The organism is Tritonibacter scottomollicae, assembly GCF_032924845.1.
Classification (GTDB): Bacteria; Pseudomonadota; Alphaproteobacteria; order Rhodobacterales; family Rhodobacteraceae; genus Epibacterium; species Epibacterium scottomollicae.
The window spans coordinates 111,802-134,518 of record NZ_CP136704.1 but is presented as its reverse complement, the minus strand read 5'-3'; the positions used below and the strand labels follow the sequence as shown (position 1 = coordinate 134,518).

Genomic DNA, 22,717 nt, shown 5'->3' with positions numbered 1-22,717 from the left:
GTGTCTCAGGATGCGGAGGCCGCGACGAGAACGATCTCGCCGGGCCAGATGTCTCTGATCTGTTCAGCTGCGCGCCAGGCCCGCAGCCCGGTTGCACAACACAGCGCCAGACGGGTGTCTGTGGTTGGCGGCAGGTGCTGCGCAATGTCATCGCCGGCCAATCGCCGTGCTGCCGGATGCAATGCTGCGCCATCGGCACGCAGCTCGATGATGTGATCGTTGTCACAAAGCTCTGTCGCGGCCACAAAGGCAAAGAGGCCGTCCGGCTCTGGCACGCCATCAAAGCGGAAGCTCGAGGCGCGAAACCCTTGCGCGTCGAACTGCACCACCTGTCCCAGGGGCGACGGTGAGAGCTCCAGCAGCACAGTCAGCGCCATCTGCGCTTGCATGGCCCCGATCATGCCGACGACCGGGCCAAGTACGCCCGCCGTCTCGCAGCTGGCGCCGCTGTCGGGCGCGTCCGGGAACACCGCGCGCAGCGAAGGCGCCCCCCCGCAGAAGCCGCCGACATAGCCGCCCAGCCCCAGCACCGATGCACTGAGGAGCGGCACCGTCGCCGCCCGGCAGATATCGCTGAGCAGGTAGCTCACCGCATAGCTGTCGGCACAATCCAGAACCAGATCCGCATTGGCCACATAAGCAGGCGCGGTCGCCGGGGTCAGGGCCTGCGTCACCGCCGCGACGGTGATTTCGCTGTTCAGCGAACGACAACGCTGCGCGGCCACCTCTGCCTTGGGCTGGCCACAGTCGGCCTCGGCAAACAGGGTCTGACGGTGCAGGTTTGACAGGCTCACCCTGTCGCCATCCACCAAGGTGATATGCCCCACGCCAGCCCCTGCCAGCAAGGGCAGCACCGGCGCTGCCAGGCCACCGGCGCCGATCACCAGCACCCGCGCCTGGGCAAGACGCGCCTGCCCGGCGGTGCCGACCTCGGGGAGGATCATCTGACGCGCATAGCGGTTCATCGCGTTGCCTCGATCCACTGGCGCACGCGGGACTCAGGCTCTGCATTCAGGGTGATATCCGTCACTACTGATACGATATCCGCGCCCGCCTCGAGCACCCCTGCGGCACGCTCAACCGACATGCCGCCGATGCCTACCAGTGGGGTCTGTCCCACGCGCGCCTTCCATTCGGTGACCCGCGGCAAGCCCTGCTGGTGCCATTTCATCTTCTTGAGGATCGTCGGATAGACCGGACCAAGGGCGACGTAGTCAGGCTCCATCGCCAGCACACGCTCCAGCTCGTCATCATCATGGGTCGAGACGCCCAGCTTCAGCCCGGCCTTGCGGATCGCGGAGAGGTCGGCATCGTCCAGATCCTCCTGCCCCAGATGCACCCAGTCGCAGCCCAGGTCGATGGCCGCCTGCCAGTGATCGTTGATCACCAAGACCGCGCCATGCTCCCGGCACAGATCCCGCGACAGCGCAATCTGCGTGCGCACGGACTCTTCTGGCAAGTCCTTCATGCGCAGTTGCACCAGCTTGACGCCCAGCGGCAGCATCCGGCGCAGCCAGTCCGAATGGTCGAAAATCGGGTAGAAACGATCCAGTGTCATGTGAGGAATGCCTTTCCGATCACGGGGGTAGAAGCCTCAGCCATATCGCGCGCCTCGATCGGGTCCGCGTCATGGGCCAACTGGCCTGCCCGCACCGCGCCTATCATGGCCTGCGCCATCGCAATCGGGTCCCCCGCGCGGGCAACAGCGGTGTTCAGCAGCACCGCATCAAAGCCCAGTTCCATCGCATGCGCGGCGTGGCTCGGCAGACCAACGCCTGCATCGACCACAAGCGGCACCTCGGGAAACTCGGCCCGCATGGCGCGCAGCGCATAGGGGTTGTTCAGCCCCCGGCCCGACCCGATCGGCGCGCCCCAGGGCATCAACACCTCGCAGCCCGCCGCCAGCAGGCGTTCGGCGACGATCAGGTCCTCTGTGGTGTAGGGAAAGACCTCAAACCCGTCCTCGGTCAGGATTTTTGCCGCCTCGACCAACTGGAAGACATCCGGCTGCAAACTGTCTGTATGGCCAATCAGCTCCAGCTTGATCCATTTGGTGTCGAACACTTCCCGCGCCATATGGGCGGTGGTGACGGCCTCCTTCACCGTATGACAGCCCGCCGTGTTGGGCAGGATCAAAACGCCAAGATCCTGTATCATCTGCCAGAAGGCCGCGCCTGCGCCCCCTGCCCCTTCGCGGCGCAACGAGACGGTCGCCACCCCGGCGTCGCTCTGGCGGAAGGCCTGTTCCAGTATGGCTGGACTGGGGTATTGCGCCGTGCCAAGCATCAGCGGATTGGGCAGTGCAGTGCCGTAAAACGTCTTCATCCTCAGCCTCCTTGCATGGGGGCGACGACCTCGACCCGGTCGCCGTCTTTCAAGTGGCAAGATCCGCGCAACGATGCGGGTACGAACTCTTCATTCACCGCCGTCGCGACGCGCCCCGACACCTCCCGCTCCTGCAACAGGTCGGAAAGCGTCAGCGCGGCGACTTCGAGGGGATCACCATTAAGTACGATCTTCATCGACCATCTCCGAATGTGTGTTGTTCAGGGCGAGATCAGCCACACCGCACGCCAATGCCGGCGCGAGAAGATAACCGTGCCGATACAAGCCATTGGCGTAGATCCTGCCCGCCCGCCTGCGGATGCGCGGCAGGTTGTCGGCAAAGGCCGGGCGCAGATCGACACCGATTTCCAGCACTTCGGCCTCGCCAAACGCCGGGTTCAGCGCATAGGCCGCGCTGAGCAATTCCAACATGGACCGTGCCGTGATACGGCTGCTGTCCTCGCTCTCGATCATGGTGGCGCCCAGCATGTAGACGCCATCGCCGCGCGGTACGATGTAAAGCGGCATACGCGGATGCAGCAGCCGCACCGGGCGCGTCAGGCTGACATCGGGGCAGCGGATCACCAGCATCTCGCCCTTCACGCCGCGCAGGTCAGTCAGCACATCGCGTGCATGCAGACCGCGGCAGTCGATGGCATTGTCCAGCGATGCAGGCGCCATCGTTTTGTGGAAGGTCACGCCGCTGTCGATCAGGCCGGTGTAGAGGTCCATCAATGCCCTGCGCGGGTCGAGATGCGCCTCAGCTTCGAAGAACAATCCCTGCCCATAGCCTGGCAAATCAGGCTCCAGCGTGGCGATCTGCGCACCGACCTCCTGAAACCCTTCGGTCCGGCGGGCAAAGCGGCGCAAATCCGGCAGATCCCGCCGCCCCGCAACAACCAAAGTGCCACGATGGGTGACCTCGGTGCGTGTCTGCCACCAGCGGATTGCGTCCTGCCCCAGTCGCAAAACCGGCTCTTCGGCGTTTTCATACTCACACCACGGCGCGAGCATGCCACCCGCCCACCAGGAACAGCCGTGCGCACCGGGCGGACCGGACGGGTCAAACACCTGTACGGTGGCGCCACGCGCGACCAGTTCCGAGGCCACGGCCAGACCGGCCACCCCGGCCCCTATGACGGAGTAAACTGTCATGCGGGCCAGAACCTGTGGAAATGGTGAACCGGACCATGGCCGTGACCGATCTGCAGATCATCCGCCGCTGCAATAGCGCCTTGCAGATAGCCGTGCGCCTCTGACACCGCCGCGTCCAGTGACAGCCCCTTGGCCAGCCCGGCCGCAATGGCAGACGACAGGGTGCAGCCGGTGCCATGAGTGTTCTTGGTGTGCTGACGCGCTGCGCTGAAGCGCGCAATCTCCGCGCCAGCCTCAATCAGGATGTCCTCGCAGATTTCGCCCTCGGCATGACCGCCCTTCATCAGAACCGCCTGCGCCCCCAACGCACAGAGGGCGCGGCCCTGTTCGACCATATCCTGCGCGGATGTGGCGGTGGGACGGTCCAGCAGGCAGGCCGCTTCGGGCAGGTTCGGGGTGATGATCCGCGCACGTGGCAGAAGCACGCGGCACAGCGTGGACACCGCTTCTGGCGCCAAGAGCGCATCGCCGGATTTGGCAATCATCACCGGGTCAAGCACAACCGCGCCGTCAAAGTCTGCGATGGCCCGGGCGACACAGTCGATGATCTCTGGCGTTGCCAGCATGCCGATTTTGATCGCGCCCACATCCAGATCACTCAGCACCGCGTCGATCTGCGCGGTGATCATGTCCAGCGGAATACCATGCACACCCGTCACGGCCTGCGTGTTTTGCGCGGTGATGGCGGTGATCACACTGGCCCCGTAGACCCCAAGCGCAGACATGGTTTTCAGATCCGCCTGAATGCCGGCCCCGCCGCCACTGTCAGACCCGGCAATGGTCAAAGCGATATGCGCCATAGCGATGCTCCTTACGACAAAAGGGCACCGGGCATAGAAACTGTCTGCATATCAGAAGACCGTTCCCTCCGCCGGAATTGCCCGGATCAGGTTCGATGGGTTAACGCTTGCGCATCTCTCAGCCTCGACGAGGCACCCCAACGGTTCACATGTGCGGTAACAACTCCGTCGCGCGAAGTCAAACCTCTCGCCCGTCGTTCAACGCGCTCAACCTGAGCGTTCCGCCAGACCCGCACCTTTGTCGGTATGGTCCGCAGGGTATCACCCACGCAAACTGCACGCGGGCCTACATCGCCGTAATCGGCGCGATAAGCGGTTGGTTGATCTCGCTTTTTTAGCTTCCGAGGTCTTTTTCAGGAACAGCAGATTGAGACGGCACCTGACTGCGCAGCCTCGCCAGTCGCAAAGCGCGGCACCTGATCTGCCAGTATCACAGAGGCGCAATCCGCTCGAAATCAGGAGAGTTCTGCAACCGCCAACTCTGCCATCCGCAGGATCGCATCCCGGTTTGCCGCCACCGCGACAAAGCGGGCGTTGTGGCAGAACTTTGCCCCCTCAACACCGCAGGCGTGTTCCAGAGCCGCATCAGTCAGTCCCGCCCAAGCTTCTGGCAGGTCAGCACGGCTTTCGAAGGTATCGCCACTCTTCCGGATGGTCGTCAGCGCCCAGTCTCCGTCGCGCGGGTGAATGACGAACAACAGATGATCAGCGCCCGTCTTTTCAACAGCCGACCGGAACGGCATTCCCATCGGCAGTTCCAAAATTGGCGAGTCGCCGGCCTCCTTGATCGACTGCGTCACCATCGTTTCGGCCCGATTCTTGGAGGCCTTGCCACGGACCGAGGCCTCAACAAATGCACGCGCAACGCCCAGAGCATCTGCAAAGGCGCGGTCATTTGCATCGGGGCTTCTGTCGTCGAACACCGGTTTCAGCGTCTCAAGCAAAACGGGCAGCGTCATCCCCGACAGCGGTCCTGCAACTGACGGTTCCAATGCGCCATTGTCCAGGAGATCCACCGGGAGGACAAAGCTCTGATCGAAGCGATGATGAATGTCGTCCACGTCACTCTCCGGCACCTCCATCGCGCGCAGATAATCACGTCCGAAATGCTTCCAGATCAAGCCGAAAGAACTGTAGGGCGAGGCATTGTCCTCACGGAGCGGATTGGGTCGCTGGTGGTGGTCAAAAATCTGCTTGTCAGGATCATATGCGCGCCCGACATCAAAGATGATCCGGTCTTCGGCTGGCGCAATCCACGTCGCATCCCGTGACCGCACCAGCTTCGCATCTGGAAACAACCGGGTCAGAATGACCGAAGACAGGAGTTCATCCGCATGGAACCCGCCTGAGTGGGTCACAAGGTGCTTTATGGTCATCTGCTCGTCTCCGGATATGTCACACCCGTAGATCGGGGGCGGGTTTTCCCGAAGATCTCTATAAAGGCGCACATAGTCAACGGGTTATGCCGCGTCATTTTGCTTCGAATGAATGGGTCCGCAAAAAACTCGGGCGAGATATCGAGAAGAATGGGATATCAATCAGGAAAAGCCTGTCCACGCGGGCGTGACCAGCAGTTCCAAGGGCTGAGAAACACCGTTGCTCATTTGCGCACCCAGAAAGAGCCAGAATGGAAAACGGCCGCCAACGCCACTATGGATCTGGCGGCGATCCCAGACTGCATGCGCCGCGGATTGATCTGAAGTCTGCCTCGCTTTCCAACCGTTACTGAAGCGCCTTTGACAGATAATCCATCAAGGCACGCACCCGTCGCGGCTGTACGGCGCCAGCGGGGTAGACCATTTGCAGCGCACTCGGCTCGACTGCAAACGCTTCAAGCAACTCGACAAGCCTGCCTGCCTGCAGATCATCTCGGACATCCCATTCTGACTTCAGGGCCACTCCGTAGCCATTGAGGCACCATGCGCGAATGAGACCACCGTCATTGGCAATACGATTGCCATAGACCCGGCAGGCGCGCTTTTCGCCATTGACCGTAAAGATCCAATCCTGATCCGTAATGGCACCGAACCTCATGATGAGGCAGTTGTGATGCGCCAGATCATCCGGATGACTGGGCGTCCCGTTCAGCTTCAGATAATCTGGAGCCGCACAGACAAGGCGGCGATTCACGCCGAGTTTGCGCGATTTCATGCTGCTGTCGGCAAGCTCGCCAAATCGTAAGGCCAGGTCGATGCCCTGCCCGACCAGATCGACATAGCCATCGCTGAGCGTCAGGTCGATTGTGATTTCGGGGTTCTGCTCCATGAAGCGATCAAGCAACGGTACAATCTGATTGCGGCCCAGATCGCTCGGCGCGCTCATGTGGATCCTTCCTGAAATCTTCTCGACACCCAGCTTTATCCGGGCCTCGGTCTCTTCGGCTTCCGCCAATATACGTCGCGCTCCGATCATGAGCTCTCGACCTTCATCTGTCAGGCTGATCGAGCGGGTCGTTCGCGTCAGCAAACGTGCGCCGTAATAGGTTTCAAGCGCCGCAAGCCTGTCAGTGACCGTCGCCGGGGAAAGGCCGATCTCGCGCCCGGCAGCGGCGAGCCCGCCCTTTTCAACGATCAAGAGGAAGAGCCTGAGATTTTCGATAAGCATGATCGCCCCACATTGTACGGAATTACCGAATTATAATTTTGAATATTACCCAATTATTCAGCGAATGGACAAGCTGTAGATCGTGACCAACGAAAGGAGGTCATCATGCACCTTGACCACATCACAATCCGCACTCGCGATCTGCCCGGGACCAGGTCTTTCTTTCTTGAGGTTTTTGACGAGCTTGAAGAACGCGAACGTCCACAGGCGATCCAGCGCATTCCGGGGCATTGGCTCTATGCACGCGACAAGCCCATCGTGCACCTGATTGGCGCGCGGGGCTATGGCATTGATAGCGCGGCAGAGGCTTACGACCATGTGGGGATCCACCTCGACGATTACAGCGCGTTCCGCGCCAAGCTGGAAGCGCTGAATATCCCCTATTCAAAGATGGATCTCGCCGAACGGGGCGAGCGGCGACTGTTCTTGCGAACCCCATCGGGCCCGCTGATCGAGGCCGTCTTTCATGACCCCATTCCAGAGCCACAGGAGCAGATCCAATGACCTTTACAAACGACACCAAAACCATCGTCATCGGTGGCACCTCCGGGATCGGGAAAGCCGTCGCCAGTGCGCTTGCGCTGCGCCCGGGATCGGTTGCGACCGCAAGCCGGTCGACCGGTCTGGACGTGACGGACCAAGCCGCAGTTGCTGCCTATTTCGAAGCTCAAAGCCCGGTCGACCATGTGGTGTTTACTGCAGGATCAGCGGCGCCGGGTGGTGCGGTGACAGATGTGTCTATTGATGCCGCCAAACAGGCGTTTGACGCCAAGTTCTGGGGCGCCATCGCCACAGCCGGAGCTGCTGCCAAACACATCCGCCCCGGTGGGTCGATCACGCTGACATCTGGATTCCTTGCCCGGCGGACAGTGCCGGGGACCTACGTGAAAACAGCGATGAATGCGGGGATCGAGGCCGTCGCCAAGATTCTCGCCAAGGAACTGGCACCCATTCGCGTGAACGTGATCAGCCCCGGCCTGACCGATACCGAAGCCCATGCAGGTATGGATGCGGAGGCGCGGCAAACGATGCTCGACCGTGCTGCCAGATCACTTCCTGCAGGTAAGGCCGGTGCGCCGGAAGACCTCGCCCGAGGCTATCTCTTCGCCATCGACAACGCCTTTGTCACCGGTGCCGTCATCGACATCGATGGTGGCGCACTCATCAACTGAACAAATCCGTCCCGGATAGGACCGAAGCCATGTCACTAAAATCAAAAATGCCGCTGCAGGTCTGGATTTTGACCCTCGCAGCTTTCGCCATTGGCACCGCAGAGTTTGTGATTGCCGGTATTCTTACACAGGTTGCCGAAAGCCTGAACATTTCAGAGGGGCAAGCGGGACATTTGATCACTGCTTATGCCTTGGCCATCGTCATTGGTGGTCCGATCCTGACCCTATGGCTGGCGCGCTACCGCAAGCGGGTTGTGCTGATCGGGCTGATGGCATTGTTCGTGGTCTCCAACCTGATCACCGCATTTTCGGCTGACTACACCACCCTGATGATCAGCCGCGTCATGGCTGGTCTGACACAGGGACCATTCTACGGCATCGGAGCGGTGGTTGCGACGCGACTGGTCGCCAAGAACATGGAGGGCCAGGCGGTTGGTCAAATGTTCGCGGGCCTGACGCTGGCGAATGTGCTTGGCGTTCCCGGTGGAGCATGGATCGGCAATATTTTCGGCTGGAACGCCACCTTCATTGTTGTCGCCGCGCTAGGGGCAATCGCCACTGCCGCAATTGCGATTGCCATCCCGCCGCAGGGTGCTGAAGAACCCAAATCTGTTCGTTCACAGATCGGCGCGTTCCGTAATCCGCAACTGCTGGCCAGCTTGCTCATCACAACATTGGGGTGGGTCGGTTTCATGACGTTTTACGGATATATCGCCCCGATCGCCGAGCAGGTTGCAGGGTTTGAGCGAGCCTCCCTGACATGGATCCTTGTCATCGTCGGCCTGGGCCTGGTTTTGGGCAACACGCTTGGCGGCAAAACCGCTGACAAGAACCTGAGCGCGTCGCTGATCGGATGGCCCCTCGCAATGAGTGCAGCCCTGATCGTCGTCGGCTTGGTGGCGTCGCAACCCTATCTGTTCGTTGCCGCCTCCTTTGTCTTTGGCGTGGTGTCCTTTGCCAACGTGCCGCCCATGCAGATGCGCGTCATGAAACACGGCGGCGATGCCCCCGAGCTGGCCGCGACGGCGAACATATCGGCCTTCAATATCGCCAACGCCCTGGGCGGGATTATCGGCGGCGTCGTGGTCGATAGCGCATGGGGACCGGGATACATTCCCTTCGCCGCCATCATCGTCCCCTCAATCGGACTGCTCTTCATCATCTGGCAGGAATGGAAATCCCCTTCCGTTTCGGTCGCAGCTTAACCCCAACCCTCAAGGAGATTTCACATGAAAGCCGTAGGTTTCACCCACTACCTGCCAGTCGAGGATGCCAACGCATTCCTTGACCTGGAGGTCGACAAACCAGAACCCAAAGGCCACGACATTCTTGTCGCCGTCAAGGCCGTAGCCGTTAACCCGGTTGATACAAAGGTGCGGGCACCAAAGGACAAGGTCGAGGATCAAGCGCGTATCATCGGGTATGACGCGTCCGGCGTGGTCGAGGCTGTCGGCTCTGAGGTGACGCTCTTCAAGCCCGGCGATGAGGTTTATTATGCGGGCGACATCACCCGCTCCGGCACCAACGCTGAATTCCATCTTGTCGATGAGCGTATCGTCGGGCGCAGGCCGGCATCCCTGTCCCACGCCGAGGCTGCGGCATTGCCGCTGACCACGATCACCGCCTATGAAGCGTTCTTTGATCGCCTCGGCATTGATCGCGACGGCGCTGATAGTGGCCAATCAATCCTGATCATCGGTGCCGGTGGTGGTGTTGGCTCCATCGGTATTCAGCTTGCCAAACAGGCTGGCCTGAAGGTCCTTGCCACAGCCTCACGCCCCGAAACCTCTGCCTGGGTGCAGGAACTCGGTGCGGATCATGTGGTAAATCACCGCGAAGATATGGTGGCGCAGATCCGTGCCTTGGGGATTCAGCATGTCGATCATATCGCAATCTTCAACGACATGCGCCATTGGGAGACGGCCGTCGAGCTGATCCGCCCGCAAGGTGGCATTGTCTCGATTGACGATACTGATCTGCCGATGCCGATGGGTGGGATGAAGATGAAGGCGGCAAGCTTCCATTGGGAGTTCATGTTCGCCAGATCGATGCACCAGACCCACGACATGGTCGAGCAGCACAAACTGCTGTCATATGTCGCCGATCAAATCGACGCGGGAAAGATCAAGACAACCGTGTCAAAACGGATGTCGCCAATCAACGCCACCAATATGCGCGAAGCACACCGCTTGGTTGAAACTGGCCAAGCCAAAGGCAAAATCGTGGTTGAGGGATTTTGAAAACGCGTGCGGAGTGCGAAAATCCACTCCGCACACCCACATGCCGTCAAAGGCGCCATTGTCGCATCTTGCAACACCTGCACTCTGGGCTCCAAGCCGATTTGCGGCGGTGCGGCAGCTTGATTGCAGCGACATCGCATTTGATGTCGGTCGCAAGTTAACTGCGGCCAGCCCAAACTCGACATTCATGCAAGGCGCAGCGAAGCATCTGGTGCAAGAGCGAACGACTTCTCGAGAGTGGACATTCAGCTCTGCCTAACTGGCGATTTGCATGACAATAAGAGTGATCGGAGTGTCTGACCGCAGAGCTTGTATGGAGCTACGAAACGTTGAGTTTCGGCAGCTCAAGCCGGAAACAGGTCGTGCTGCCCTCGCTCGATACGGAGAGACGCCCGCTATGGGCCTTGGCGATCGACGATGCAATGTGCAGACCGAGTCCGAGCCCCTCGCTTGTTTCATTCCCGCGACGGAACGGCTGAAACAGGTTTTTCTGAAGCTCCGGCGGGATCGGATCTCCCTCATTCTCCACTTCTATGTAGATCTCTTTGTCGCAGCTTCTGACCGAAACCTGAACTGGTGATCCAGGGGCGCCGTGCGTGATCGCGTTCGAAATCAGGTTCGACACCGCTTGCCCGATCCGATCCGGGTCGCAGCTGACCGGCTTCGACAGGTCTACGGTCAGAAGGATTTCTCGTTCTGGGGTGGTGAAACGGATTTCCTCCACCACATGTTGTAGTGCTTCCGACAACGGTGCATCTGGCACGGCCGTCACGGCAATACCGCTGCCGAGGCGGGATTTCGCATGCAGCATCATGTTGTCAATCAGCTCGTTCATACGGTGCAGTGATGCACGCATCAGAACCAGAAGTTCTCGCCCCCGGCTTGTCACTGGCTCCTTGTCCAGCTGTCGGAGGCCCGCACCCAGCGCGGCAACCGGGTTTCGCAGATCGTGGCCGAGTATCGCCACGAACTCTTCCTGAATCTGGACCAGATTGCGTTCGTGCTCGATCAGTTGCTCTTGCGCTTCCAGTCTTTCCTCGGTTTCCAGACTGCTTCCGATGAGATCTGCAAACATCCGCAGCATCGCCACGGCGCGGGGGCTCTTGACGTCTTTCGGTTCCGTGTCGATCACGCAGAGGGTGCCAAAAAAGCTTCGGTCACTTCGATAGATTGGCACGGATGCAGTGCTCGTGATGCCTAAGGCCGCTGCAATGGGATGGCCTTGGTACTTTGGATCCGTAGCGACATCGTTGAAGATGACCATCTCGGATGTGTCCCGGACATTTTGGCAAAAGGTTGAATCTATTGGGATCTCATCGCCTTCGGCGAGACCGAAGTTGATCTCGTCGATTGTGCGACAGGCGACCCATCTGTCGGCTGTCACACGGGCAACCCCCGCAAAGCGCATGTTCGTCGCGAGCATGACGGTCTCAAGAATTGTCGCGACAAAATCACTGCCTGCCAGCAATTCGATATCTGTCTGGAAATCGTGGGTTCCGGCAAGAAACGCCGAGTGATCCTGCAACTCGGAGATAGCTTCTGGTTTGGTCATTGAAATCACTTTTGCCTTCTTCTGATATATTCGTTCACGGATCACGAACGGTTTGGCATCTTGCTGCCGGGCGCGTGATCGCGTGCCATGCCTACGAGCCCTGTCACGTCATCCGCTGGCCATCCCCGTCGACATCGCGCCAAGAGAAACGAGGTGGATCAGCATGAATTCCTTGTCGCCACAGAGAAGGTCGGCAATGAACCGACCGATGACGCCGACGACGAACCGGTGAAGATCCAAGAGCGTCTATCCTGCGGTGAATGGATCAGAACAAAACACTGATCACAGCCAGAACGACGACAATCAGTCCGATGACGTAAAAGACGTTGTGCATTGATAGGATCCTCCAAGGGGCATGTGCGGCCACCTTGAACTACGTTACGCAATCAATGCGCTGCGTGCGGAGCGCACATACTAAACTGGTTTAGGATTTCGAGACTTAGGCACGGCGGAATGGAATGGGTGACTTTGATGAAGGCCCTGAATGCCGGAGCCGAAGGCATCCAGAGAGGAATTGGGGCCATCGCGAAAATCTCAAGTGAGCGCGACGAGACCACCGAGGGGGAGCACTGCAAGGGAATGGAAGGGCTAGTCGTAGAGGCACAAGCGCATGCGATCAAAGATAGCTTCGGCAAGGAAGCAACGCGCGATGCAATGATCATCACGCGGTATCAGTGGCTGATCGACTATGCGATTACAGGGTACGGATGCCTTGCGGCTTTCGCCGAGCGCCTGGAGTTGGACAGCGACATGATTGAACTGAAGGCTTGTCTCGATGCGTCCCATGATGGCGACCGCACGATGACCGCGCTCGCACCTGGTGGCGTCAACCGGGAAGCTCTAGTCTGGTTCTAACTCCGGCTCGGCCAATTTTGCGGGCGCAGTCGCATCGCGCCCCACGGGGTCGGGCTGTGGAAACCAAGACGTATCCATATCGACGAATGGATTAACGTACTCACAGTCTTTTTCCCATCTCTCGCGATCCAGCAGACGCAAGTAAGGACGCTCGATTTCGATTTCGCCGTTTTCGACAAACCTGCGCAGCAGCTTGTTTACGTAGATGGATGTCAGGCCGACGGCCTGTCCTATCTCGGCCTGGCTGAGGGGCACTTGCAAGCGGTTGCCCAAACCGACGTTCGCGATTTCAAGACGTGATCTCAGTTGCAGCAGCCAAAACTTGAGCTTTCGAGTTGCATCCATTGATGCAAGACTGCTGGCATGGTGCCGTAGCGCGATCTGATCAAGACTGCCGACCGCAGTCAGAAGCGCCCCAAGCCGCGGATGATCCGAGAAGAGCGGCGCTAAACCGTTTCGGGGGAATGGACATATGACCCCGTCGGTCTGCATGACCACCCGATGACTGGCACGTGACGATCCGATCTCAGCAAGCCCCATCACTTCGCCGGGCAAGTAAATTCTCAATATCTGGCTTCGGCCGTCGGTGCTGTCAGACCTCACGATAGCCCAGCCGGACTTGAGAATGGTCACGCCATCCGACCGGTCACCCACACTGATGACCGTTCTACCTTTATGGCAAGGTCGTTCATCCTTCTCCATTTCAGCAATGAAGGCACGTTCACGCTCGGTCAGGTCAACGAAGCGGGACAGGCGGCTGACAAGGCAGCTTTCAATTTTTTTGGTCATTCCGGATCTTATCATAGGTTAATCCCGGCCACCTCGTTCCTTCCGCAGTGCCGAGCTACATCAAAGTATGATACCTTAGTCGAAAGAGCTCCCGCAATAGAGCTGATCATCATCCGTTCCGTCATGGTTCCATCGCTTCGGGTAGTTCTGCGGGTCGGTCCTGAAACGCAATTCTGGCGCAGGACGAGATTGGACTTGTCTCGAAGTGATGCATGCGCAGGATCTATTGATAGTCTTGTGAGCAATATTGCGATCCACGATCCCTGTGGTGAATGCTGCCTAGTGGCCTGGCTGGCGCAGGTTTAGCGCCATTGGCAAGGCGTGTATTACGAGGTTGCGTTTTATTCGGGCGCTGGCTGTCCATGCGACCTGCATCACGCTTGAATTCTTCCGCCCGTTTCCCTGACATCGCTTATCTCCTTGAACGCGATCATGCCCTACGACCCCGGCACTTTTTCGACGCAAGTCCAGAAAACCGCGCGCTTTACTTTCCACTGTGGCTGAGCTACGCCGCCTCTCGTGTCTTTGAAAAAGCTAGCAATCATCGGGCTCGGTCCCAGGGGCCTGGCCGCCGCCGAGGCGGCGCTGGAGGTTGTTCCGGGACTACGCATCTGCATCTTCGAGCCGGGCCCTTACCCGGGCGTAGGACCAAATTTTCGTCCAGACGAAGCCCCCGAGTGCCTCTTGAACCTGCCGGTTCGCGAGCTTGATCTTGGTGCGCCGCGCTTTGCCGATTGGTTGGGAGGCACGTCCGAGGCCTACCCTCCAAGGGCTGAGGTAGGCCGCTACCTCACGGAGCGCTGGCAGAGACTGCAATCACAGGTCGAACATGTCCCCGCCACCGCCGTGTCGGCGCATTATGATCGCGGCTGGATCGTTGATGATCGAGGGCCGTTTGACAACCTGCTGCTGACGCAAGGCCAACCCCCGGTGACGCAAGACGCGCAGGCCGCCCGCTGGAGCGCGCATGCCGCCGCGCAGAAGCTGACCTTTATCGACGCCTACCCCACAACGTCGATCCGCTCCGTGGATTGGCGCGGGCGGGTCGCGGCGCTGCGTGGACTCGCACTCTCGGCGCTGGATGTGATCGCCCTGCTCACGCTCGGGCAAGGCGGCACCATGGATGGCGACAGCTATCGCGCCTCGGGGCGGGAACCGGATCTGATCGTGCCGTTCTCGCTTGACGGGATGCCTCCGATGCCGAAGCCGGCCAATGCCGATATCGACGCCCTCTTTGATCCGTCCCCGACCGAGCGGCGCGCGGTGATCAGCGCGGTGACGCGGGCACTGACGCTTTCGCCGGATGCCGCGGTCCAATGCCTGACCGACGCCCTTGCGCCGATCATCGCGCGCGTCACCAACACCGACCCCCAGCCCTGGCTCGCCGCGGAGCGCGACGCGCCGGGCGCGCAGGAGCGCGATGACCCGGTGTCCGCGCTCGAGACCGGCCTCTCGATGGCGGAGGGACAGCGCGCGCCTTCGGTTGGCTATGCCGTCGGGCAGATTTGGCGAAAACTGCAACAGGATGTGCGGGGCCCGTTCGCAGCGTGTGACGGCAGTTGCGCAACCCGTTCCGCGCTGGTCGCCTTTGAAAACGGGCTCAAGCGCTATTCCTACGGCCCGCCCGTGCGCAGCGCCCGCCTGCTTCGGGCCCTGATCCACAAGGCCCTGGTCCGCCTGACCGTTGCGGAGGATCCGGCGATCTCATTGGAGCGTGGCGGGTGGCGGTTGAATGATCAGATCCTCGCCGACGCGATGATAGATTGCGTTCTTCCCGGACCGTCGCCCGACGATATCACCGATCCCTTGGTGCGCGGCCTGATCCGCGCTGGACACCTAAAGGTCGACTGCGGATTGAAACCGGTGACGGATGGGCTCTCCGTACTCGGCCGCACGACCGAAGGTCAAAGGTGGGCAACAAATTCCCTCGTCGACTGTTTTGGCGATGTGACGGCTGAGTGGGCCAGAAAATCTCTCGGCGGCTCAAAAGGGGTTTGAGCCACCACAGGCACGACACAAGACGGCGCAGAGAATAAAAGCATGGCAAACCGCGCCTGATGCTGCAAAGCTTGTTCCGGGCCTATGTCGGCACCTTCGCCCCCATTTGCATCAGGCGCCGCTTGGCCCAAACTCCGCACCTATCCAGACCGAGGCCGCCATGCGCACCCTTCTGATCCTATTGCTTTTAACGGCCGCGCCCGCGCTGGCCCAGACCCCGGATGACACGGAGGTCGAGGTGACCTCTACCGATCAGGCGGTGGATATAGAGCCGGGACTTGCGGATGGGCGCATCGCGGAGCGGATCGCGCAAATCCTCGATGCCACAGGCTGGTATTCGGACGCATCAGTGCGTGTGAATGACAGTATCGCTTTTCTGGACGGGACCACGACGACGACGGAGCGCAAGACCTGGGCGCGCGATCTGGCTGCCAAGACCACGGGGGTTGTCGCCGTGGTCAACAGGATCGAGGTGGAACACGCAGTCGAACTGACCATCGACCCTGCCGTGCGCGAGGTGCGCGTGCTCAAAGATCAGCTGCTAGGGGCGCTGCCCTCCATCGCGCTGGCCCTGCTGATCCTGCCGCTGGCGTGGTTCGCCGCGCGTCTGGTGCGCCACATATTGAGCTGGTCGCTGCGCGGGCGCACGCGGTCGCCGTTCATCGCAGACATCCTGGCACGGCTCGGCGCGCTTCCGGTGCTGTTGCTGGGGCTCTACCTCGTGCTTCAAATCGCGGGATTGACCCAGCTGGCGCTATCGGTAGTCGGCGGCGCCGGGGTGCTGGGGATCGTCATCGGCTTTGCGTTCCGAGACATTGCCGAGAATTTCCTCGCCTCGCTGTTGCTCAGCCTGCGCCAGCCCTTTGCGCGGGGCGATATCATCAACGTGGCCGGGCAGTCCGGCGTCGTTCACAGCATGAACACGCGCAGCACGGTGCTGGTGTCAGTAGAAGGCAACCACATCCAGATCCCCAATGCGACCGTCTTCAAGTCGATCATAGAGAATATAACCGCGGTGCCCCGCCGCCGCGGAGAGCTGGATCTGGGCATCGGATATGACGCGGCGATCAGCGATGTGCAGCGGATCGTCGATGCCGTGCTCAGTGCCGAACCGGGCGTGCTGAAGCACCCCGAGCCGATGGTGCTGGCCGACACGCTTGGCGCTTCAACCGTGAACGTAAAGATCTACTACTGGTTCGACGGGGCGCAGATTTCACCGCTCAAGCTGCGCAGCGCGCTGGTCCGGCAGATCAAGCAAACGCTGATGGATGCCGGCATTTCCATGCCCGATGAAGCGCGGGAGATCATCTTTCCCGAAGGCATCCCGCTGCAACAGGGCTCGGGACCCGCCCCAGTGCCCGAACCCGCTCCCAAGGAGGGCCGATCGGAGATGGACGACGACCTCAGCGCCGAGGACGATCTTGAAGAGCAAATGCAGGTGCCAATCGAAGGATCAAACGATACCGATCTGCTGCGCTGACAGCGGCAAGGCTTGCACGACACCCACCTGTGTTCTATATATGTTCTCATGAAGCGCACACTCCAAGATAAGCTCGCAATCCTGTCGGATGCTGCGAAGTACGATGCCTCCTGCGCGAGTTCCGGGACCACGCGACGGGATTCTCGCGCCGGCGGGATAGGCAGTGCCGGGGGCAGCGGGATCTGCCACGCCTACACGCCAGACGGGCGCTGCATCAGCCTCCTGAAGATCCTGATGACCAACTTCTGCATCTATGACTGCGTTTACTGCGTCAACCGCGTCTCGAGCAGGGTGGAACGGGCGCGTTTCACCCCCGAAGAGGTCGTGACGCTGACGTTGGAGTTTTATCGGCGCAACTACATCGAGGGGCTGTTTCTGTCGTCGGGCATTATTCGCAGTCCGGATGACACGATGGCAGATATGGTCCGCATTGCGCGGATGCTGCGCGAGGATCACGGTTTTAAGGGCTACATCCACCTCAAGACGATTCCCGAGGCGTCGCCCGAGTTGATCACAGCGGCCGGACGCTACGCCGATCGCCTGTCGATCAACGTGGAACTACCCAAAGACGACAGCGTCGCCAGGCTTGCGCCGCAGAAACAGCCCAAAGGCATCCGCGCCGCCATGAGCCATGTGCGCGAAACACGCGCCGCCAGCAAAGTGGCCAGCCATCGCGGCAAGCGGCCTGCGCGTTTTGCCCCTGCTGGGCAGTCGACTCAGATGATCGTCGGGGCCGATGGCACCTCTGACTGCGATATTCTGGGCACGTCCACACGGCTTTATCAGGGCTACAAGCTCAAGCGGGTCTATTATTCGGCCTTTTCTCCGATCCCCGACAGCTCCGCAATGCTGCCGCTGATCCGACCGCCGTTGATCCGGGAACACCGGCTTTATCAGGCCGATTGGCTGATGCGGTTTTACGGTTTTGATGCGGCGGAGATCACATCCTCCACCAAAGGCGGAAACCTCGATCTGGAGATCGACCCGAAGCTCGCCTGGGCCCTGGCGCACCGCGCACAGTTTCCCGTGGATGTGGCGCGCGCGCCGCGTGAGCTGTTGTTGCGCGTTCCCGGATTTGGAACACGCACCGTGCAACGCATCATTGCCGCGCGGCGTTCCGGGCCGCTGCGCTACGCGGATCTGATCCGCATCGGCGCGCGGGTGAAACAGGCCGAGCCGTTCATCACGCTGCCCGACTGGTCGCCCGGCGCGTTGACCGACAGCGCCGGACTGCGCGCACGCTATGCGCCACCGCCCGTGCAGCTCAGCCTGTTCGCATGATCCAGGTCGACCTGCCCGTTCTGGGACGCGCAAAGGCGTGGCGCGAGGCCGCCCGGCGTCTCGCCAGCCACAGGATTGCCCCGGAGGAGGTCGACTGGCAGGGCGGCACGCTCTTTGGCGGTGAACCCATTCCCGCTGCGGACGGCCCGCGCGATCTTCGCGTGCCCAAGAGCTTTGTTCAGCTTTCAGGCAGCGTCATCTGCCATACCGACCCGGAGGCGCCCGCCCTGCTGTATCAGGCGCTTTGGCGGCATCAAAAGGACCGGCGCGCGCTAGGGAACCCCGCCGATCCTCTGACCCGTCGCCTTGACCGGCTGGCAAAGGCCGTGGGGCGCGACATTCACAAGATGCACGCCTTCGTCCGGTTCCGCGAATTGTCCACGGGCGGCGCGCGCCGCCGCTTCGCCGCGTGGTTCGAGCCAGACCACCGTATCGTAGAGGCCGCTGCTCCCTTCTTCGCCCGCCGCTTCGCCGATATGGACTGGCTGATTGCGACGCCGTTCGGCACCGCGCGGTTTTCAGACGGCCAGCTTGGTTTTGACCTCCCGGGGCCGCGCCCGGATCTGCCGGAGGACGCGTCAGAGGCACTCTGGACGACGTATTTCACCAATATATTCAACCCGGCGCGGGTAAAGATTGGCGCGATGAAATCCGAAATGCCGGTGAAGTACTGGAAAAACCTCCCCGAGACCCGCGCGATCCCGGCCATGCTGCAAGACGCCGAAGCGCGCGTGCAGCGGATGCGGGACGCGCTGCCGACAGAGCCGCCGAAACGCGCGGCGCGGATCGCAGCAATGCCTGCAACGCTAGATCAGGCGCGTGCGGGGGCCGAGACGTGTACACGATGCGACCTTTGCGCGCCGCGGCGGATGGTCTGGGGCGAAGGGCCCGCCGATGCACCCCTGATGATCGTCGGCGAAGCACCGGGAGATCACGAGGACCAGAAAGCCCTGCCCTTTGTCGGCCCGGCTGGCCAGCTCTTGCGCGCCGCGATGACAGAGGCCGGATGCCCGCCCTCTTATCTGACCAACGCCGTGAAACACTTCAAGTTTACGCAGCGGGGCAAGCAGCGGCTGCACGAAAGCCCGACGCGCGGCGAGATAGACCATTGCCGCTGGTGGCTGGACCAGGAACGACGGCTGATCCGGCCCCGGCTTACCGTCGCGCTCGGCGCGAGCGCCGCATTTGCACTGACCGGGCATCACGCGGCGCTGACGTCGCGACGTGGCACGCTGGAACCGGCGATCCGTGGCGGTGACGTCCTCATCACCTGGCATCCCGCAGCGATCCTGCGCGCACGATCACCGGGCGCGGAGATGCGCGCCGAACTGGCGGCTGATCTGAGCCATGCTGCAGAACTCGCAAGGGAACGAATGGGCGCGCGGAGCGTTGAGGCGTAGCAAGCTTTAATGAAGAGGAAACCTCATGACTGACACACAAGAATTCTGGGATCGCCTCGCCAAAGTGCGTGCCGGTCTGATGGAGGTGAATGGCCGTCTTATTCCCATGTCGCCAAACTGCGCACCCGAGGATGGCTGCATCTGGTTCCTGACGGCCCGCGGCACCGACGCGGCCGAAGCCGCAAAAGCTGGCAAAGAAATCCGCTTTGCCATTTGTGATACAGATGCGGGACTGCATGGCGTTCTCAACGGCACGCTGGAGCTGTCGGAAGATCGCGAGAAACTGGCCGAGGTTTGGAATTTCGTCGCCGCGTCCTGGTTTGAAGAAGGCAAGGACGACCCCGATCTGGTGCTGACCCGGATGACGCCGAAAACCTCCGAGCTGTGGCTGAGCCCGAAAAGCGGCATGGTTTTTCTATATGAAACACTGAAGGCCAACCTGACCGACACGCAACCTGACATGGGGCGCCATGTCACCGTGACGTTTTGAACCCAGCGGAGATCCTTACAAATCGACCCGAGGGGCTTTATTGCCCCTCGGGAGATTTCTATGTCGACCCGATCAAACCAGTGCCCCGCGCTCTGATCACCCATGGCCATGCGGACCATGCCCGCGCGGGACACGGCGCGGTTATGGCGACGGCGCAGACCCTTGATATCATGTCGATCCGCTATGGAGAGAGCTTTGCCGAGGCGCGGCAGGTGGCGCAAGGCGTGACGCAAGTCGGCGACGCCTCAGTGTCCTTCCACCCTGCCGGGCATGTTCTGGGCTCGGCCCAGATCCGGATTGAGCAGCAGGGCGCGGTGGCAGTTGTTTCCGGCGACTACGCGCGCGAGGCAAACCCGTCCTGCGCGTCGTTTGAACCCGTCCCCTGCGACATCTTCGTCACCGAAGCGACCTTCGGCCTGCCAGTGTTTCGCCACCCGCCTATGGCTGATGAAATCGCCCGGTTGCTGGCGTCGGTGCGGGCCTTTCCGGACCGCGCACATCTGGTCGGTGCCTATGCCTTGGGTAAGGCGCAACGGGTCATCATGGGGCTACGACAGGCCGGGTGGGACGCGCCGATCTACATCCACGGCGCCCTCCAACAGCTGTGCGATTACCATATCGCGCAGGGCGTGCCCTTGGGCGATCTGCGCCCAGCCACCGTCGCGCGGGGCAGCAAGGCGGATTTCAAAGGTAGCATCGTGATTGGCCCGCCCTCGGCCTTTGCCTCAACTTGGGCACAGCGCTTCCCCGATCCGGTGATCTGTTTCGCAAGTGGCTGGATGCAGGTGCGGGCACGGGCACGCCAGAGGGGCGTGGAGCTGCCGCTGATCATCTCTGACCATGTGGACTGGCCCGATCTGACCCGCACGATCACGGAGCTGAACCCAGAAGAAACCTGGGTCACTCATGGGCGCGAAGACGCTGTGATCCGCTGGTGCGAGATGACCGGCCGCACCGCCCGACCGCTGCGGCTGATCGGCTATGAAGACGAGGCCGACTAGATGCGTGACTTCGCCCACCTCCTTGAACGGCTCGCATTCACGCCGCAACGCAGCGGTAAGCTCCAGATTCTGGTGGATTACTTCGCCCGGGCGCCCGACCCGGCGCGCGGCTATGCGCTGGCGGCACTGACCGGCGACTTGGATCTGCGCAAGGTCACGCCGTCGCTGCTGCGGGCTCTGGTGGCCGAACGGGTCGACGCGGAGCTGTTTCGGCTTTCTTACGAGTTCGTCGGCGATCTGGCTGAAACCATCGCTTTAATCTGGCCCGGCCAACAGGACGGGGACCTGCCGCTGCCCGACGTGGTGGCGGAGCTGAGAGAGACCGCCAAAGCCGATCTGCCCGGGGTGATCGCCGCACGGTTGGACGCGCTCGGCCCCTCGTCGCGATACGCCTACCTGAAGCTTGCGACAGGTGGGCTGCGTGTCGGGGTTTCGGGGCGGCTGGCGCGGCTTGCGCTGGCCGAGTTCGGCGATATCGAGGTCACCGAGGTCGAAGAGATCTGGCACGGGCTGACTCCGCCCTTTGAGCCGCTGTTCGCCTGGGCGACGGGCGGCCCTAAACCCGAAAGTGCCGCGCTGGCGCCGTTCCGCCCGGTGATGCTGTCCACCGCGACTGATCTGGACGCGCTGCGCGCACTTGACCCCGATGATTTCGCCGCTGAATGGAAATGGGATGGCATCCGCGTGCAAGCGGTGAGTGATGGCGGGGTGCAGCGGCTTTATTCCCGCACTGGCGAGGATATCTCGACCGCGTTTCCCGATGTGTTGGAAGCGCTGCCCGACGCGGCGGCGCTGGACGGCGAATTGCTGATCCGGCGCGGCGACGCGGTTGCGCCCTTCGGCGACCTGCAAAAACGGCTTGGGCGCAAGCAGGTTTCGGCAAAGATGCGGGCCAGCCACCCGGCAGCTCTGCGGGCCTATGACCTGCTGGTGGCGGATGGCGAAGATCTCCGCGGTGCGCCCTTCACCACCCGCCGCGCGGCGCTGGAGGCCTTGGTGGCGCGACACGCTCACCCCCGCCTTGATCTGTCGCCGCTGCTGGCATTCGACAGCTGGGAGGCGCTGGCGGATCTGCGCGCTGACCCGCCCGATCAGGTGATCGAAGGGGTCATGTTGAAACGAAAAAGCAGCCCTTATCAGGCGGGGCGGATCAAGGGACCATGGTTCAAGTGGAAGCGTGATCCGATGCTGATCGACGCGGTATTACTCTATGCGCAGCGCGGGCACGGCAAGCGCTCGGGCTACTACTCCGACTTTACCTTCGGCGTTTGGGATGGGGAGGCGCTGGTGCCGGTCGGAAAAGCGTATTTCGGGTTCACGGATGCCGAACTCAAGGATCTGGATCGCTTCGTGCGCAGCCACACCACCGACCGCTTCGGCCCGGTCCGCGCGGTGGAACCGATCAAGGTGGTCGAGGTCGCCTTCGAGGGGCTCAACCGCTCCACCCGGCACAAATCAGGGGTCGCCATGCGCTTTCCACGCATCAGCCGCATTCGCGACGACAAACCGGCATCGGAGGCCGACACACTTGCCAGCCTGCGGGCGCTTCTGCCGAAGTGATCACGCGCGTCTGGC

General features: G+C 61.4%; 23 protein-coding genes and 1 riboswitch. Of the genes, 12 read left to right on the top strand and 11 right to left on the bottom strand.

Going from position 1 to position 22,717, the window contains the following annotated elements:
- Positions 1-5: 5 nt before the first annotated feature.
- The 8 genes from R1T40_RS01365 to R1T40_RS01330 all read right to left on the bottom strand — a co-directional run bounded on the left by R1T40_RS01365 (position 6) and on the right by R1T40_RS01330 (position 6,884).
- A complete protein-coding gene (locus R1T40_RS01365; RefSeq protein ID WP_317385602.1) occupies positions 6-965 on the bottom strand; it encodes a HesA/MoeB/ThiF family protein in 960 nt (319 codons plus the stop codon).
- A complete protein-coding gene (locus R1T40_RS01360) occupies positions 962-1,558 on the bottom strand; it encodes a thiamine phosphate synthase (protein WP_317385601.1) in 597 nt (198 codons plus the stop codon). Before R1T40_RS01360 ends, R1T40_RS01365 begins: the two co-directional genes overlap by 4 nt.
- Positions 1,555-2,325: a thiazole synthase gene (locus tag R1T40_RS01355; RefSeq protein ID WP_317385600.1), complete on the bottom strand. Its 771-nt coding sequence runs from the start codon at positions 2,323-2,325 to the stop codon at positions 1,555-1,557. Before R1T40_RS01355 ends, R1T40_RS01360 begins: the two co-directional genes overlap by 4 nt.
- 2 nt (positions 2,326-2,327) lie before the next feature.
- Positions 2,328-2,522, bottom strand: coding sequence for a sulfur carrier protein ThiS (gene thiS / locus R1T40_RS01350; protein ID WP_317385599.1), 195 nt, complete (start codon positions 2,520-2,522; stop codon positions 2,328-2,330).
- Positions 2,506-3,480 carry an FAD-dependent oxidoreductase gene (locus tag R1T40_RS01345; protein WP_317385598.1) on the bottom strand — a complete coding sequence of 325 codons (975 nt, stop codon included), beginning with the start codon at positions 3,478-3,480 and terminating at the stop codon, positions 2,506-2,508. The genes thiS and R1T40_RS01345 overlap by 17 nt, the downstream gene beginning before the upstream one ends.
- A complete protein-coding gene (gene thiD, locus R1T40_RS01340) occupies positions 3,477-4,280 on the bottom strand; it encodes a bifunctional hydroxymethylpyrimidine kinase/phosphomethylpyrimidine kinase (RefSeq protein WP_317385597.1) in 804 nt (267 codons plus the stop codon). The genes R1T40_RS01345 and thiD overlap by 4 nt, the downstream gene beginning before the upstream one ends.
- 46 nt (positions 4,281-4,326) lie before the next feature.
- Positions 4,327-4,430: riboswitch (TPP riboswitch) on the bottom strand.
- A gap of 305 nt (positions 4,431-4,735) precedes the next feature.
- A complete protein-coding gene (locus tag R1T40_RS01335) occupies positions 4,736-5,656 on the bottom strand; it encodes an MYG1 family protein (RefSeq protein ID WP_317385596.1) in 921 nt (306 codons plus the stop codon).
- A gap of 346 nt (positions 5,657-6,002) precedes the next feature.
- Complete coding sequence (locus R1T40_RS01330; protein WP_317385595.1) at positions 6,003-6,884, bottom strand: LysR family transcriptional regulator; 882 nt, start codon at positions 6,882-6,884, stop codon at positions 6,003-6,005.
- A 105-nt stretch (positions 6,885-6,989) separates the two neighbouring features.
- Between R1T40_RS01330 and R1T40_RS01325 the strand changes: the two genes are divergently transcribed.
- The 4 genes from R1T40_RS01325 to R1T40_RS01310 are packed head-to-tail and all read left to right on the top strand — an operon-like array spanning position 6,990 to position 10,296.
- Positions 6,990-7,388, top strand: a complete 399-nt coding sequence (locus tag R1T40_RS01325) for a VOC family protein (protein ID WP_317385594.1) — start codon at positions 6,990-6,992, stop codon at positions 7,386-7,388.
- The gene (locus R1T40_RS01320) at positions 7,385-8,056 is read left to right on the top strand and encodes an SDR family oxidoreductase (protein ID WP_317385593.1); all 672 of its coding nucleotides are present in this window, start codon (positions 7,385-7,387) and stop codon (positions 8,054-8,056) included. The genes R1T40_RS01325 and R1T40_RS01320 overlap by 4 nt, the downstream gene beginning before the upstream one ends.
- A 29-nt stretch (positions 8,057-8,085) precedes the next feature.
- The gene (locus tag R1T40_RS01315; protein ID WP_317385592.1) at positions 8,086-9,261 is read left to right on the top strand and encodes an MFS transporter; all 1,176 of its coding nucleotides are present in this window, start codon (positions 8,086-8,088) and stop codon (positions 9,259-9,261) included.
- 24 nt (positions 9,262-9,285) lie between these two features.
- Positions 9,286-10,296, top strand: a complete 1,011-nt coding sequence (locus R1T40_RS01310; protein ID WP_106165079.1) for a zinc-binding alcohol dehydrogenase family protein — start codon at positions 9,286-9,288, stop codon at positions 10,294-10,296.
- Positions 10,297-10,615: 319 nt separating this feature from the next.
- Here the strand turns inward: R1T40_RS01310 and R1T40_RS01305 are convergent, their stop codons facing one another.
- Complete coding sequence (locus R1T40_RS01305; protein ID WP_317385591.1) at positions 10,616-11,848, bottom strand: sensor histidine kinase; 1,233 nt, start codon at positions 11,846-11,848, stop codon at positions 10,616-10,618.
- A 108-nt stretch (positions 11,849-11,956) separates the two neighbouring features.
- On the bottom strand, positions 11,957-12,088 hold the full coding sequence (locus R1T40_RS01300; protein ID WP_317385590.1) for a DUF6552 family protein: 132 nt from the start codon (positions 12,086-12,088) through the stop codon (positions 11,957-11,959).
- Positions 12,089-12,301: 213 nt separating this feature from the next.
- Between R1T40_RS01300 and R1T40_RS01295 the strand changes: the two genes are divergently transcribed.
- Positions 12,302-12,703 (top strand): DUF892 family protein, encoded by a 402-nt coding sequence (locus tag R1T40_RS01295; protein ID WP_317385589.1) that lies wholly within the window; start codon positions 12,302-12,304, stop codon positions 12,701-12,703.
- On the opposite strand, the gene R1T40_RS01290 is transcribed toward R1T40_RS01295, so the two are convergent.
- The gene (locus R1T40_RS01290) at positions 12,689-13,492 is read right to left on the bottom strand and encodes a Crp/Fnr family transcriptional regulator (RefSeq protein ID WP_243395065.1); all 804 of its coding nucleotides are present in this window, start codon (positions 13,490-13,492) and stop codon (positions 12,689-12,691) included. The two genes, R1T40_RS01295 and R1T40_RS01290, sit on opposite strands and share 15 nt — an antisense overlap.
- 519 nt (positions 13,493-14,011) lie before the next feature.
- Here R1T40_RS01290 and R1T40_RS01280 point away from each other — a divergent pair.
- The 7 genes from R1T40_RS01280 (at position 14,012) to R1T40_RS01250 (ending at position 22,702) form a co-directional block, all read left to right on the top strand.
- Positions 14,012-15,490, top strand: a complete 1,479-nt coding sequence (locus R1T40_RS01280; protein ID WP_317385588.1) for an FAD/NAD(P)-binding protein — start codon at positions 14,012-14,014, stop codon at positions 15,488-15,490.
- A gap of 160 nt (positions 15,491-15,650) precedes the next feature.
- Positions 15,651-16,970 carry a mechanosensitive ion channel family protein gene (locus R1T40_RS01275; RefSeq protein WP_317385587.1) on the top strand — a complete coding sequence of 440 codons (1,320 nt, stop codon included), beginning with the start codon at positions 15,651-15,653 and terminating at the stop codon, positions 16,968-16,970.
- 48 nt (positions 16,971-17,018) lie between these two features.
- Positions 17,019-18,251, top strand: a complete 1,233-nt coding sequence (locus tag R1T40_RS01270; protein ID WP_317385586.1) for a putative DNA modification/repair radical SAM protein — start codon at positions 17,019-17,021, stop codon at positions 18,249-18,251.
- Entirely contained in the window at positions 18,248-19,651 is a 1,404-nt protein-coding gene (locus tag R1T40_RS01265; RefSeq protein WP_317385585.1) for a UdgX family uracil-DNA binding protein, read from the top strand. The genes R1T40_RS01270 and R1T40_RS01265 overlap by 4 nt, the downstream gene beginning before the upstream one ends.
- A 25-nt stretch (positions 19,652-19,676) precedes the next feature.
- Positions 19,677-20,141 (top strand): pyridoxamine 5'-phosphate oxidase family protein, encoded by a 465-nt coding sequence (locus R1T40_RS01260; RefSeq protein ID WP_106165072.1) that lies wholly within the window; start codon positions 19,677-19,679, stop codon positions 20,139-20,141.
- Positions 20,138-21,142 carry a ligase-associated DNA damage response exonuclease gene (locus R1T40_RS01255; protein WP_317385584.1) on the top strand — a complete coding sequence of 335 codons (1,005 nt, stop codon included), beginning with the start codon at positions 20,138-20,140 and terminating at the stop codon, positions 21,140-21,142. The genes R1T40_RS01260 and R1T40_RS01255 overlap by 4 nt, the downstream gene beginning before the upstream one ends.
- A complete protein-coding gene (locus R1T40_RS01250; RefSeq protein WP_317385583.1) occupies positions 21,143-22,702 on the top strand; it encodes a cisplatin damage response ATP-dependent DNA ligase in 1,560 nt (519 codons plus the stop codon).
- The last annotated feature ends 15 nt before the right edge of the window (positions 22,703-22,717 follow it).